Origin of the sequence: Halarchaeum sp. P4 (assembly GCF_051195175.1) — an archaeon.
Classification (GTDB): domain Archaea; phylum Halobacteriota; class Halobacteria; order Halobacteriales; family Halobacteriaceae; genus Halarchaeum.
The window spans coordinates 998,207-1,012,371 of record NZ_JBNTKC010000001.1 but is presented as its reverse complement, the minus strand read 5'-3'; the positions used below and the strand labels follow the sequence as shown (position 1 = coordinate 1,012,371).

At 68.2% G+C, this 14,165-nt stretch carries 10 protein-coding genes; 4 read left to right on the top strand and 6 right to left on the bottom strand.

All coding sequences use genetic code 11. The annotated features are described in order from the left end of the window. Positions 1–4: 4 nt before the first annotated feature. The gene (locus ACQUS8_RS05415) at positions 5–1,429 is read right to left on the bottom strand and encodes an MATE family efflux transporter (protein ID WP_435098060.1); all 1,425 of its coding nucleotides are present in this window, start codon (positions 1,427–1,429) and stop codon (positions 5–7) included. 222 nt (positions 1,430–1,651) lie between these two features. Between ACQUS8_RS05415 and ACQUS8_RS05410 the strand changes: the two genes are divergently transcribed. Then, entirely contained in the window at positions 1,652–2,293 is a 642-nt protein-coding gene (locus ACQUS8_RS05410; protein ID WP_435098058.1) for a DUF7504 family protein, read from the top strand. Here the strand turns inward: ACQUS8_RS05410 and ACQUS8_RS05405 are convergent. The 3 genes from ACQUS8_RS05405 to ACQUS8_RS05395 are packed head-to-tail and all read right to left on the bottom strand — an operon-like array spanning position 2,290 to position 7,297. Continuing rightward, the gene (locus ACQUS8_RS05405; RefSeq protein ID WP_435098056.1) at positions 2,290–3,372 is read right to left on the bottom strand and encodes a segregation/condensation protein A; all 1,083 of its coding nucleotides are present in this window, start codon (positions 3,370–3,372) and stop codon (positions 2,290–2,292) included. The genes ACQUS8_RS05410 and ACQUS8_RS05405 overlap by 4 nt on opposite strands. Then, positions 3,365–6,940: a chromosome segregation protein SMC gene (gene smc / locus ACQUS8_RS05400; RefSeq protein WP_435098054.1), complete on the bottom strand. Its 3,576-nt coding sequence runs from the start codon at positions 6,938–6,940 to the stop codon at positions 3,365–3,367. The genes ACQUS8_RS05405 and smc overlap by 8 nt, the downstream gene beginning before the upstream one ends. A 21-nt stretch (positions 6,941–6,961) precedes the next feature. Then, positions 6,962–7,297 carry a DUF7518 family protein gene (locus ACQUS8_RS05395; RefSeq protein WP_435098053.1) on the bottom strand — a complete coding sequence of 112 codons (336 nt, stop codon included), beginning with the start codon at positions 7,295–7,297 and terminating at the stop codon, positions 6,962–6,964. Positions 7,298–7,787: 490 nt separating this feature from the next. On the opposite strand from ACQUS8_RS05395, the gene gatB reads away from it, so the two are divergent. Further along, positions 7,788–9,263 carry an Asp-tRNA(Asn)/Glu-tRNA(Gln) amidotransferase subunit GatB gene (gene gatB / locus ACQUS8_RS05390; protein ID WP_435098051.1) on the top strand — a complete coding sequence of 492 codons (1,476 nt, stop codon included), beginning with the start codon at positions 7,788–7,790 and terminating at the stop codon, positions 9,261–9,263. 4 nt (positions 9,264–9,267) lie between these two features. On the opposite strand, the gene ACQUS8_RS05385 is transcribed toward gatB, so the two are convergent. Then, positions 9,268–9,633: a hypothetical protein gene (locus ACQUS8_RS05385; RefSeq protein ID WP_435098049.1), complete on the bottom strand. Its 366-nt coding sequence runs from the start codon at positions 9,631–9,633 to the stop codon at positions 9,268–9,270. Between the two features lie 192 nt (positions 9,634–9,825). On the opposite strand from ACQUS8_RS05385, the gene ACQUS8_RS05380 reads away from it, so the two are divergent. Further along, positions 9,826–12,306, top strand: coding sequence for a DNA topoisomerase I (locus ACQUS8_RS05380; RefSeq protein WP_435098048.1), 2,481 nt, complete (start codon positions 9,826–9,828; stop codon positions 12,304–12,306). A 210-nt stretch (positions 12,307–12,516) separates the two neighbouring features. Here the strand turns inward: ACQUS8_RS05380 and ACQUS8_RS05375 are convergent, their stop codons facing one another. Further along, a complete protein-coding gene (locus ACQUS8_RS05375) occupies positions 12,517–12,663 on the bottom strand; it encodes a hypothetical protein (RefSeq protein WP_435098047.1) in 147 nt (48 codons plus the stop codon). Between the two features lie 214 nt (positions 12,664–12,877). Between ACQUS8_RS05375 and nreA the strand changes: the two genes are divergently transcribed. Further along, the gene (nreA, locus tag ACQUS8_RS05370; RefSeq protein WP_435098044.1) at positions 12,878–14,143 is read left to right on the top strand and encodes a DNA repair protein NreA; all 1,266 of its coding nucleotides are present in this window, start codon (positions 12,878–12,880) and stop codon (positions 14,141–14,143) included. Positions 14,144–14,165 lie beyond the last annotated feature (22 nt).

The window sequence follows — 14,165 nt, the reverse complement described above, 5'->3', positions numbered from 1 at the left end:
CTTCTTAGTCCGCAGGCTCCGGGTCGCGCGAGGCGACGACGCGGTCCTTCCACGTCCCGCGCGTGAACCAGACGCCGGCGGCGAGACAGCCGACGATGTCGCCCAGCGCCACCGCCCACCAGAGACCCGTCGCCCCCCAGCCGAGCGCGAACGCGAGCACGTAGGTCGCGGGCACGCGCACCGCCCAGAGCGTCACGAGCGAGAACGCCATGCTCGTCCGGGTGTCGCCCGCACCCCGGAACGCACCCAGAATCACCTGCAGGAGGCCCATGAAGACGAACATCAGGCTCATCACGCGGACATACTCGCTCGCGTGCGCGAGCGTCTCCGCGACGCCGGGCGCGTCCGCCGTGAGGAACGGCGCGACGGCTGCTTCCGGGAAGAGGAAAGCAAGCGCGGCGACGACGGCCATCGACCCGGCGACGAGACCGCCCGCGACGTGCACTGCCTTCTCCGCGCGCTCCGGTTCGTTCGCGCCGAGGTTCTGCCCGACCATCGTGTTCGTCGCCTGTCCCAACCCGAGCGCCGGCAGGAAGACGAGCGACGAGAGCCGGTTCCCGATACCGTAGGCGGTGACGACGGCGGGCGGGAACGCCGCAATCATCGCCGTGAGGACGACCATCGCGAGTGACGAGGAGGACTGCTCGAGCGCGCTCGGGACACCGAGGCGGACGATGTCGCGCACGACGTCGAAGTCCGGCCGGAGGTCCGCGAGGCCGACGTCGGGGCCGCGGGCGGTGTAGAAGAGCACGTAGAAGCCGACGGCGGCCGCGACGACGCGCGAGAGTACTGTCGCGATGGCCGCACCCTCCACCCCCATCTCGGGGACGAACGCGTAGCCGAAGATGAACAGCGGGTCGAGCGCGACGTTCAGCGCCGCCGTGAGCATCATCACGTACATCGGGGTCCGGGTGTCGCCGTACCCACGGAGGAGGCTGGTGAAGACGAAGAACCCGAAGACGAACGGGACGCCGAGGAAGTACGCCTGCATGTACTCGCCAGCGAGCGGGACGACGCGTGCCGCCGTCACGGGGTCCGCCGGCAGGAGGGAGAGCAGCGGCTTCGCGAGCAGGAAGCCGAGGGCGCCGATGAGGACGGCGATGACGGTGACGAACCAGACGGTCTGTCCGGCGGCCTTCGATGCGGCCGCCTCGCTCCCCGCGCCCGTGTGCTGCGCGACGAGGATGCTCCCGGCGGCCGTGAAGCCGCCGCCGACGGAGATGAGGAGGAAGACGAGCGGGAACGCGAGCGAGAGCGCGCCGACGGCGTCCGGCGAGTAGGCGCCGAGCCAGATGGTGTCCACGAGGTTGTACGCGACCTGGAGGAGCTGGACGACGACGAGTGGCCACGCGAGCGTGAGCGTCGGCCGGACGAGGGGTCCGCTCGTGAGCGAGCGCGTCGGCGTTCGGGGAGCGGCGGGACCTGACACTGCTCTGCTCGGAGGCGCTCAGACGCCTTGAACACTCCTGAGACGTGGTAGCGTTGCCGCAATCGACGAAATTCGCCCGAGCGTCGCCGAAACATACACCGACTTTTCCAGAAAAACTAAATATGAATCCGTGGGTAGTAGTAATAAGTCATGGGAGTGGCGGATTCAGAGGCGGCGGCCTTCTCGCGGAAGTTGGCCGCCCTGAAACGGGAGGGGTGCAACGTGCTCGTCGTCAACGATCCCGGGGGGGAGCGCGCGGCGTGTGAGCGACTGCTCGGGGGGCACGACCTCGACCGCCGCCACGTCTTCGTTCCGACGACGGTGTCCGTCGCCGAAGTCCTCGACCGGCACGGCACGCGGTCGCGCGACGCCGGTCGCTTCGGCGTCGTCGACGCGACGGACGCGAGTACCACTCGCTCGGCCGCCGCGGCCGCGTCCACCGGTACCGCCGGCCCCACCATCGACGGGGCGAGCGACCCCGAGTGGTACGACGAGGTCGCAGATCTCACCGACCTCGAAACGCTGTTCGCGACCGTCCACGAGCACATCGAGCGCGTCGTCGCCGGCGACCGCGGCGCGCCCGGCGAACTCCGGTTCTGCCTCGACTCCATCGACCCCTTCTTCGACGCCGTCCCCGAGGAGACGCTCTTTCGCTTCGTCCACTTGCTGACGAGTGCGATTCGGGACGCGCGCGGCATGGGCCACTTCCACACGTCCGCGGGCGCACACGACGTCACCGTCGCCACGCTCGAACCGCTCTTCGACGCCACCGTCTACGTCGAGTCCCAACCCGACGGCACCGTCGAACAGCGCTGGGTGCTCACCGAGTCCGGCCTCTCCACCGACTGGTTCGAACTCGACTAGGCGTCGACGACCCAGAGGTCGCCGAACAACTCGTCCTGTTCTAGCGTTAGCCGTCCCCGGTGTGCGAGGAAGAGGAGCGCGAGGAACGTCTCCACGCGCGAACTGCCGGCGTCCGCAATCTCCGCGAACAGCACTTCGTCGCGGCCGCGCTCGTACTGCTCGGCGAGCGCCGCGTCCACGTCCGCGATGACCGCCTCGATGTCCTCGGAGTGCGCCGTCCCCGTGACGTCCGCCGCCGAGGGCTCTTCCTCCATCCGGAAGTCGTCGCCGCTCCGGTAGTCGAGTTCCTGCACGCCGCGCTGGAACCCTTTCGGGCTGTCGGAGGTGTCGTACGTCCGGGACTCCTTCCACCACGACCCGCGCTCGGCCTCCCGGAGCGAGCGAACGAGTTCGTCCAGCGTCTCCGGCGTCCCGCGCTGGGGTTTGCGTTCGAGGCGCCGATCCATCTCGTCCTCGAGCGCCGCCACCGGGTCGACGTCCGGCGTCTCGGGTGGCTCCATCCCCGGCTCCCAGTCGTCCCAGCCGGTTTCCTCGTCCTCCGCCTCGTCCTCGTCGTCGTCCGGTTCGAGTAGGGCGTCCGACTTCATCCGCAGGAGCACCGACGCGTAGAAGAGCGCGCGGCCGGACGTCCGCAGGTCCGCCTCATCAAGTTTCTCGAGGAACGCGTCCGTCACCTCCACGATGTCGATATCCCACGGCTCGATCTCGCCCTCCTTCGCCAACTGGACGAGCAACTCGACGGGTTCGACTTCCTCCTCGTCCTCGCCCGAGGGCTCGGGGTCGTCGGGCCCGTCGCCGAACGGGAGGTTCGCGCTGTCGCCCTCCCCGGCCTCGTGGCCGGTCAGCGTGAACGCGTCCTCGGGGTTGCCGCCGTCCGCGCGGAGGCGAGACGGCGACTGACCGCGTCGTGGCTCGTCGTCTGCTCGCGCCTCACTATCGTTCAGCGCTCGCTTTTCCGATGGCTCCTTCGACGCCTCCGGCCGCTCGAACCCATCGTCTGCTCGCGCTTCACTTCGTTCAGCGCTCGCGTCGGAGACCTCGTTCGCCGATGTCGCCGGCTCAGGCGTCTCCCTAGTCATCCGCGGGCGCCTCCTCGACGCTCGTCAAGTCGATTCCCGTCACAGTGCTGATGTTGTCGCCCTGCATCGTGACTCCGATGGCGCGCTCGGAGCGCTCGAGCATCGCGGAACGATGGCTGACGACGACGAACTGGGCGTCCTCGGCGAGTTCGTCCACGAGTTCGCCGACGCGCTCGGCGTTCACGGCGTCGAGGAAGGCGTCGACCTCGTCGAGCGCGTAGAACGGCGCGGGGTTGTGGCGTTGAATCGCGAAGATGAACGCGAGCGCGGTCAGCGACTTCTCCCCGCCGGACATCGCGTCGAGGCGCTGGACCGGCTTGTCCGCCGGCTGGGCCTTCATCGTCAACCCGCCCTCGAAGGGGTCGTCCTCGTCCTCGAGGACGAGCTCGCCCGACCCCGCGGAGAGCCGCGAGAAGATGCGCTGGAAGTGCTCGTCGATGGCCTCGTAGGCCTCCATGAACGTCTGCTTCTTCTGGGACTCGTAGCCCTCGATGCGCTCGCGGATGCCGTCGGCCTCATCAACGAGCGTCTCGCGCTTCTCCTCGAGGTCTTCGAGGTCCGCCTCCACCTCGTCGTACTCCTCGATGGCGAGCATGTTCACCGGCTCGAGGGCCTCCATCTGCCGTTCGAGGCGCTCGACGGTCTCCTCGACCTCGTCGATGTCCGGGACGTCGTCGGCGTCGTAGTCGCCGACGGCCTCCTCGAGGTCGGCGATTTCCTCGCGGAGACGCTCGGCGGCGCGCCGCAGGCTCTCGAGGCGGCTCTCGACCGACTCGACCTGCTGCTGCTGTTCGTCGCGGGCGCGCTCGGCCTCCGAGAGGTCGGCCTTGAGCGACTCGCGTTCCTCCTTCAACTCGGCGAGTTCGTCCTCAAGCTCCTCGACCGCGTCCTCCTTCTCGGCGAGCGTCTCGCGCTTCGCCTCGATGTCGGCCTCGAAGGACTCGATGCGCTCGTCCTGCTCGGCCTTCGTGTTCTGCGCCTCCTCGACGTCGTCGTGGAGGTCCTCGATTTCGTTCTCCGCGTACTGCTGTTGGAGTTGGAGGTCGTTCAGCTCGCCGTCGAGCGCGGAGAGCTGGTCTTCGAGGTCCGCGATGTCCTCCTGAATTTCCTCTTTCCGTGCCGTGAGTTCGGGAATCTCGGAGTCCGCGAGCTCGGCCTCCAACTCCTCGATGTCGGCCTCGATTTCCTCGATGTGCTCGGTCTCGGCGGCGATGTCCTCGTCGAGTTCGCCCATCCGCTCGTCGACCTCCGCGCGCTCGGCTTCGAGTTCCTCGAGGCGCTCCTCGAGGTCGGCAATCTGAGTCTTCGCGTCCTCCTTCTCGGCCTCGACGCGCTCGATGTCGCCCTTCAGCGAGCGGACGGTATCCGCGGCGTCCGACTTCCGGTCGCGCGCGCCGTCGAGGCGCTCCTCGACGTCCCGGATGTCGTCGCGAATCGACTGGCGTTCCTCCTCCAGGTCGTTGATCTTCGCGGCGACCCGCTCGAGTTGGCCCTCGCCGGACTTCGAGAAGGAGTAGCGCGACCCGGAACTGGAACCGCCGGTCATCGCACCGGACTTCTCGACGAGCTCGCCGTCGAGCGTGACGAGTCGGTAGTCGCCCATCAGGTCGCGCGCCGTCTCCATGTCCTCGACGACGAGCGTGTCCCCGAGCACGTAGGAGAAGACCGGCGCGTACTGCCGGTCGAACTCCACGAGGTTGAACGCGAAGTCCACGACGCCGGGGACGTCCGGCGCGCGCGGCAGTGAGCGGTTCTGCATCTTCGTGATGGGGAGGAACGTCGCCCGCCCCGCGTTCCGGGACTTCAGGTATTCGATGCAGGACTGGCCGACGCTGTCGTCGTCCACGACGACGTGGGCCATCCGGCCGCCCGCGGCCGTCTCCGCGGCCGTCGCGTACCGGCCCTCGACGCCGCCCAACTGGGCGACGGTGCCGTGGACGCCGTCCTTCCCGGCATTCAGAATCGTGGAGACGGCGCGCCCGTAGGAGGAGTCACCGGACTGCTCGGCGTTCGCCTCGAGGCGCGCGTACTTCTCCTGTGCGGCCTGCAGGTCGTCCTCGACCTCGTTCAGTTTCTGCTGATGGCGTTTCTTCTGGGCCTTCAGGTCCTCGACGACGTCCTCGATTTGGGCGTGGTTCTTCTCCGCCTTCGCGAGTTCGTCCCGGAGGTCCGAGAGCTTCCGGTCGAGTTCCGGAACCTCCTCCTTCGCCGCCTCGATGTCGGCCTCGACCTCGCTCACCTCGTTCGAGCGACGCCGCGCCTCATCAAGCAGGCGGTCCTTCTCGCGCTGGAGGTCGTTGCGCTCGCTCTTGGCCTCCTCGAGCTCCTCCTTCTTCTGCTGGAGGTCGGCTTTCAGCTCGTCGAACTCGGTGTCGACGGACTCGATCTCCTCCTCGACGTCCGCGAGGTCGGCCTTCCGGGACTGGACGTCGGCCTTCACGGAGGCCTTCTCGACTTTCACGTCGCGAATCTCGGCCTCCAGCTCGTCGAGCTCCTCCTGCTTGCGGTCGATGGCGACGAACGCCTCGCGGCGCTCGTTCTCGGCGCGCTCGCGGCGCTCCTCGGCGGCCTCGATTTTGTCCTCGAGTCGGCCGATGTCGCCCTTGACCTCCTCGATTTCGCGCTTGATGGCGAGCTGTTCGTCCTCGCCCTTGCGCTCGATTTCGGCGTTCAGCTCGTCGAGTTCCTCCTGAAGGCGCTCGACGCGCCCGCGGCGCGTGTCGAGTTCGGCCTGGAGGTCCTCGAGCTCGCCCTCGCGCTCGGCGATGTCGGCCTCGGTGTTCGCGAGGTCCTCGCGTTTCTCCTCGAGTTCCGCGGCCTTCCGGTAGGACTCGTACTCCTCCTTCTCCTCCTTGAGGCCCTGATACTCGAGGGCGGTCTCGCGTTCGTCCGCGAGCTGCTCGAGGCGGTCGTGCTTCTCCTCGATGCGGAGGTCGGCCTCCTCGATACGGTCCTCGACGACGTCGAGTTCCTCGTAGGCGTCCTCTTTCTTCGCGTCGAACTCCGCGACGCCCGCGATCTCGTCGATGATCTCGCGGCGCTCGCCGGCGGTCATGTTGATGATGCCGGTGACGTCGCCCTGCATGACGACGTTGTACCCCTCGGGGGTGACGCCGGCCTGCGCGAGCAACTCGCGGATGTCCGAGAGGTTCACCGAGCGGCCGTTCAGGTAGTAGTAGGAGTAGTAGTTGTCCTCGGTGCGCTTCACGCGGCGCTTCACGGTGATGGTGTCCACGTCGCCGACGTTGTCGCTGCCGGCAGCGTTGACGACCTGCGAGCGTGCGAGCGTGCCGTCCTCGTTATTCAGGACGACCTCGACGCTCGCCTCCTGCGGGCCCGCGGCGTCGTCGTCGCCCTCGTGGCTCGGGTTGTAGATGAGGTCGGTGAGTTTCTCGGCGCGCATGCCGTGGGTGCGCGCGAGTCCGAGCGCGAAGAGGACGGCGTCGATAATGTTCGACTTCCCGCTTCCGTTCGGACCGCTGATCGTCGTGAAGTCCTCGTAGAACGGGATGCGCGTCGTCCGGCCGAAGCTCTTGAAGTTCTCGAGAACGATTTCGTCGATGTACATCTGGGGGCTCTCGGAGCCGCCTCAGGCGACGATGATGTCGTCGAGGTCGGACTCCTCTTCCGTCGTCGTATCGTCGCCCTCTGCGCCTTTAGCTCCTTCGTCGTCGGCCGCGGCGTCGTCCGGCGATTCGGCGCTCTGCTCCGCGACCGTCGAGGCCGACGTGTCCTCCTCGGGTGAGCCGGCGGCGAGCGGTTCGGAGGCGGGTCGGCCCGCGCCCTCGTGTGCGCCGTGGTAGTCCTCGAGCTCGCGGATTCGCTCGTTCGCGTCCACGAGCTCCTCGGTGAGCCCACGGACGGTGGCTTCGAGTTCCTTCACGCGGCTTTCGAGCTCGGAGACCCGGTCGCTATCGCTCGACATACCCACCAGAACAGCCTCGCCGACCATAAGCCTGTGGCGGTCAAGCGTCAGACACACGTCTGACGCCCAGGCGGCGCACACGGGTGTCCGCGGCGCCCACTCCCTCGGCGCTCACCCCGTCGTGCGGCCGGGCGACCGACCGCGCGCCGTCGCGAGCGCGACCCCGACGTAGGCGAGAGGCCGGGCGTCCCTGCGTGATCGACGAGCGGGAGGTTCGCGGGGAGGTCGAGGACGGCGCCGACGTGGGAGCCGAGCAGCCCGAAGCCGCCGGCGAGGAGGAGCGCGCCGGCCGCGAGGGCCAGCCCGGGTCGGCGAGAACGCCGGCGTGCGGGCAGAACGCGACGAGTCCGCCGCCGAGTCCGAGAAGAGCGGACGGAACGAGACGAGTCATTGACGTGACTCGTCGGGGCGGGGAGTGAGTGCTTTCGGGTCGGCGGCGGCTCTCGTACCTTCGTTACGCCTAAGCGCCCGCGCGTCGAAGCCTCACGCAATGAGCACGCAGGCCGCCACGGAGGACCTCGCCGCCGTCATCGGGCTGGAGGTCCACGTGCAACTCGAGACGGACACCAAGATCTTCTGTGGGTGTTCGACGGACACCGTGGACGCCGAGCCGAACACGCACACCTGCCCGACGTGTCTCGGGCTCCCGGGCGCGCTCCCCGTCCTCAACGAGGGCGCCGTCGAGGCCGCCGTCCGCCTCGGCAAGGCCCTCCACGCGGACATCCCCGAGCGCACCCGGTTCCACCGGAAGAACTACTTCTACCCCGACCTCCCGAAGGGCTTCCAGCTCACCCAGTACGACGCGCCGGTCTGTCAGGACGGCGAGCTCGAAATCCGCGTCGAGGACGAGCGCCGCGCCATCGGCATCACGCGCGCACACCTCGAGGAGGACCCCGGGAGCCTCCAGCACGTCGGGGGCAGCATCGAGACGGCGGACTACACGAAGGTCGACTACAACCGCGCGGGCACCCCGCTCGTGGAGATCGTCACCGAGCCCGACTTCCGCTCGCCCCAGGAGACGCGCGCGTTCCTCGCGAAACTCGAGGAAGTCCTCGAGTATCTGGGTATCTACGACAGCCAGCGCGACGGCAGCCTCCGCGTCGACGCGAACATCTCGATGGTGCCCGCCGCGGACCTCGAGGGCGGCGCGTCCGAGGAGACGCTCGCCGAGGCGAACCGCACCGAAGTGAAGAACATCTCTAGCCACAAGGGCGCGGAGAAGGCCCTCGCCTACGAGGTCACGCGCCAGCGCAACGCCATCCAGCGCGGCCGCGAAGTCGAGCAGGAGACCCGCCACTGGGACGAGAGTCGGGGAATTACGGTCTCGATGCGCTCGAAGGAGGAGGAGAAGGACTACCGGTACTTCCGCGAGGCCGACCTCCCGCCGCTCGAAGTCTCGGACTGGAAGGAGCGCCTCGACATCCCGGAGCTCCCGGACGCGCGCCGCGAGCGCTTCCAGGAGGAGTACGGCCTCAGTGAGGAAGCGGCGAGCAAACTCACCTCCACGAAGGAGGTTGCGGACTTCTTCGAGGAGATCGCCCAGCAGTACGACCCGGACCTTGCGGCGACGTGGGTCGCGGACAACCTCCTCGGCGAACTGAACTACCGCGACATGGCAATCACGGACCTCGAAGGGCGCTTCGACGAGTTCACGCGGCTCGTCGAACTCGTCGCCGAGGACGAGATTACGGAGAAGAACGCCCGCGAGGTCGTCCTCCGGGAGATGCTCGACGAGGAGAAAGCCCCCGACGTGGTCGTTGAGGAGGAGGACCTCGGGAAGACGGGCGCCGGCGAGGTGAAGGCGGCCGTCGAGGAGGCCATCGCGGAGAACCCTGAAGCCGTCGAGGACTACCACGAGGGCGACGAGGGTGCCATCAACTTCCTCGTCGGCCAGGTGATGCAGAAGACCGGCGGGAGCGCGGACCCCGGGCAGGTGAACGAACTCCTGCGCGAGGAACTCGACTGACTCCCTATTCTTCGGGCGCGTCGAAGTAGTTCGCGCCGGTGACGTAGTCGACGCCGAACGCGACGAGCATGAGGCCGGTGAGCGCGAAGAGGACCTGGAAGACCAGGCTCGATTCGCTCGCCGCCGAGAGCCCCATCGAGACGCCGAGGCCGACGTGCCCGATACCCACGAGGCGGAGCGCGCCGACGCGCTCGCGGACGGGGTTCTGGAAGCCGCCGAGGAGTTCGAAGAGGCCGGCGAGGACGAAGACGACGAGCTGGAGGCCCGTGATGCTGGTGAGCGGCGGCGTGCCGAACGCCACGAAGAAGAGCGCAGCGAGGACGAGCAGGAACGCGCCGAGGTAGCCGAAACGGCGGAACGTGAGTGCCATACGCCCTCTCGGACGTCCACGCCCAAGTAGTCACCTCCTGCGGGCGCACGCACGACGCCCGCTCGCCCGAACGCGCCCGACGCCCACACAGGCGCTCACGCGCACGAAAACGGGCGTTTCAGCCCCGAAAGCTTTAGAACGGCGTCCGGCCTACCGGGAACCAACGACCGCCGCGAGGCGGCAGGGAGACACGTGGAACTCATCATCACCGAGAAGGACAACGCCGCCCGTCGCATCGCCGACATCCTCAGCGAGGGCGGCGCGTCCACCGAACGGAGCGGGGGCGTCAACGTCTACAAGTGGGGTGGCCGACGCTGCGTCGGCCTCTCTGGACACGTCGTGGGCGTCGACTTCCCCCCGGAGTACAGCGATTGGCGCGACGTCGAGCCCGCGGAGCTCGCGTACGCGCCGGTGACGAAGACGCCGACGCAGGAGTCCATCGTGAACGTCCTGCAGCGCCTCGCCGGCGAGGCGGACTCGGCGGTCATCGCCACTGACTACGACCGCGAGGGCGAACTCATCGGGAAGGAGGCCTACGAGCTCGTCCGCGAGGCCAACGAGGACGCCCCGATTTCGCGGGTGCGCTTCTCCTCTATCACCGAGAACGAGGTGAAGAGCGCGTTCGCGGACCCGGACGACCTCGACTTCGACCTCGCGGCCGCCGGCGAGGCCCGCCAGATCGTCGACCTCATCTGGGGCGCGGCGCTCACGCGCTTCCTCTCGCTCTCCGCGCGACAGGTCGGCGACGACTTCATCTCGGTGGGTCGGGTGCAGTCCCCGACGCTCAAGCTCATCGTCGACAAGGAGCGCGAGATCGAGGCGTTCGACCCCGAGGACTACTGGGAGCTGTTCGCCGACCTCACGAAGGACGAGACGACCTTCGAGGCCCAGTACTTCTACCTCGACGAGGACGACACCGAAGCCGAGCGCGTCTGGAACGAGGAGGACGCCGAGGCGGCCTTCGACACCCTGCGGAACGCCGCGAGTGCCGTCGTGGAGACGGTCCGCCGGCGCACCCGGACGGACGACCCGCCCGCGCCGTTCAACACGACGCAGTTCATCCGCGCCGCCGGGTCCCTGGGCTACGGCGCCGGGCGCGCGATGAGCATCGCCGAGGACCTCTACACCGCGGGGTACATCACGTATCCGCGCACGGACAACACCGTCTACCCGGACGACCTCGATCCCGCGGACCTCCTCGAGGCGCTCGGCGCCGAACGCGAGTTCGCGGACTCCGTGTCGCTCCTGCAGGACCTCGAGGAACTGGAGGCCACGAGGGGCGAGAACGAGACGACCGACCACCCGCCGATTCACCCGACGCCCGACCTCCCGGACAGGGCGGACCTCTCGGAGGACGAGTGGGAGATCTACGAACTCGTCGTGCGGCGCTTCTTCGCGACGCTCGCCGAGCCCGCGAAGTGGGAGCACCTGCGCGTCGTCGCGGATGCGGAGGGCGCGAGCGTGAAGGCGAACGGCCGGCGCCTCCTTGACGAGGGGTACCACGCCGTCTATCCCTACTTCAGTACGGACGAGAACTACGTGCCCGACGTCGAGGAGGGCGAGGAGCTCGCCGTCTCGGACCCCCGGATGGAGGCAAAGCAGACCCAGCCGCCTCGTAGATATGGCCAGTCGCGGCTCATCGAGACGATGGAGTCGATGGGTATCGGGACGAAGTCCACCCGACACAACACCATCGAGAAGCTCTACGACCGGGGCTACATTGAGGGCGACCCGCCGAAGCCGACGCGTCTCGCGATGGCAGTCGTGGAGGCGACCGAGGAGTACGCGGACCTCGTCGTCTCCGAGGAGATGACCGCCGAGCTGGAGGCGGACATGACGGCCATCGCGGAGGGCGAGAAGACGCTCGAGGAGGTCACGGAGGAGTCCCGCGACATCCTCGACCGCATCTTCGACGAACTCGCGGAGTCCCGCGAGGAGATCGGCGAGCACCTCCGGGAGTCGCTGAAGGCGGACAAGCGCCTCGGCGAGTGCCCGGAGTGTGGCGAGGACCTGCTCGTCCGGCGGAGCCGCCACGGCTCGTTCTTCGTCGGCTGTGACGGCTATCCGGACTGTCGCTTCACCCTCCCGCTGCCGTCCACGGGCGAACCCGTCGTGCTCGACTCGGCGTGCGAGGAGCACGGCCTCAACGAGGTGAAGATGCTCGCCGGCCGGAATACGTTCGTCCACGGCTGTCCGCTCTGCGCGGCCGAGGAGGCCGCCGAGACGGAGGACCGCGTCATCGGGCCGTGCCCGGAGTGTGGCGAGGAGCACGGCGGCGAGCTCGCGATTCGCAAGCTCCAGTCGGGCTCGCGGCTGGTGGGGTGTACGCGCTACCCGGACTGCGAGTACTCCCTGCCGCTCCCGCGGCGCGGCGACATCGAAATCACCGACGAGTTCTGCGAGGAGCACGACCTGCCGAAGCTCGTCGTCCACGACGAGGGTGACGACGAACCGTGGGAGCTGGGCTGTCCCATCTGCAACTACGAGGAGTACCGTGCCCGGCAGGGCCTCGACAGCATCGAGGGCATCGGCTCGAAGACGAAGGAGAAACTCGCCGGCGCTGGCGTCGAGAGTATCGCGGACCTCCGCGAGGCGGACGCCGACGCCGTCGCGGAGGACGTCGAGGGCGTCAGCGCGGAGCGCGTCCGCGAGTGGCAGGCGAAGGTGGACTGAGCAGACGGAGCCGTCGGCGCGGACGTGCCGCGCCGACAGAAAACCATGACAGGACTCGGTGGGTGTCGTCGCACCCATCGCCGGGACCGCTGACTGCGCGTCGCGCGGCAGTCGGGTCGTCGTCTCCTTTCGATTGTCACCTCGTGGGGTCGCGCTCGGTTCGTCCGTCGGGGCGTCCCGTGGACGGCTGTCCAGCTTTCCGATCGTGCGTTAGTCGGTCGGTTCGATTCTGAGGGAGCCACACGCTGGGCAGTTGTCCCGCTGCACGTCGTAGCCCTGACCGCAGAGCGAACACTCGAACGGGTGGTCCGTCGGGTCGGACAGGAGCCGCGTGGTGAGGCGGGTGAGCGTGGGCATCGTCCTTCGCATGCTAATTACTACCACATCACCATATAGCTACCGGCGCGGTGTCCGAATCACTACGCTATTTCCATCCATACGTTTCGAGCTGGTGGGTTATATATGACTATATCTTCGAAATGGCGGACGAAATCGCCGGATTATCGTACTACGTCGACGGCGCCGACCGGGAGCCGTGGGCTTAAGCACCGCGCGCCCCAATTCCGTGGCGATGCGGCTTGATGACTACGTCGAGGGGCTGAAACCCGACGAGGAGTACGAACGCCGGAAACTCGCCGAGGAGAAGTCCTACGCCATCACGGACTACCTCGACGACGCCCGCGCCTCCTTCGAGGCCGTCCAGCAGGGCGACTCCATCTACGGCGCCACCGCGCCCTCCGTCTTCGTCGGCCGGTCCTCCTACCCGAACGTTTCTGCAGGTATTCTCTCCCCCGTCGAGTCGAAGGCCGACGCCGAGGAGTACGCCACCAGCGGCGCGTGGTACGAACAGGGTCTCGGCATCGACAACGTCCTCCAGTACCGCACCGGCCTCCTCAACTCGCGGCGCTCCGCGTCCGTGAACGTCGAGGACGTCTGGGACGGCTTCGTCGGCGTCCAGCGCGAAGTCGCCATCGCCGACCGGCCCGTCGACGTCGAAATCGGCCTCGCGGACACGCCCGAGTTCGACCCCGACCAGTACGCCCAACCCACCGCGAACGCCCCCAGCGGGCCGAGCGCGAGCGCCGAGTCCGCCGACCTCACCGAGAACCCGCACGTTCCGCGCGCCGTCGAGAAGACCCTCGAGGACGACGACTGGAACGCGCAGGGCGCGATGACCTACCTCTACAACCACGGCCTCGACGTCTACGACGTCAACCGCGTGCTCTCCGTCGGCGCACTCGGGCGGGGCGAAAATCGGAGGTTGGTCCCGACGCGCTGGTCCATCACCGCCGTCGACGACACCGTCGGGCAGTTCCTCCGCGGCCAGATACGCGACGCGCCCAGCGTCAACCAGGTGGAGGTCCGGATGAACGAGTACATGGGCAACCGCTACTGGGTGATTCTCGCGCCCGGCACCTGGGAGTTCGAGCTCGTCGAGATGAAGTCCCCGGGCAGCGTCTGGAACCCCGACCCCGCCGGCGACGTCTGGATGGCCGCGGCGAGCGAGGGCTACGAGGGCCGGAGCGGCTACGTCGAGGAGACGGCGGGCGCCTACTACGCCGCGCGCCTCGGCGTCCTCGAACACCTCGCCGACCGCGGCCGGCAGGCGAAGGCGCTCGTCCTCCGCGAAGTCAGTGATGACTACTGGGCGCCCGTCGGCGTCTGGCAAGTCCGTGAGAGCGTCCGGCACGCCTTCGAGCGCGAGCGCGCCGAGGCCGAAACCCTCCACGCCGCCGTTCGGGACGTTACAGACCACCTCCCCGTCTCCATGGGTGACCTCCGCCGGAAGTCCACGATGGTCGCCGGCCTCCAGACGAGCCTCTCCGACTGGGGGTAGAAGACTTACAACGCGAGGTGCG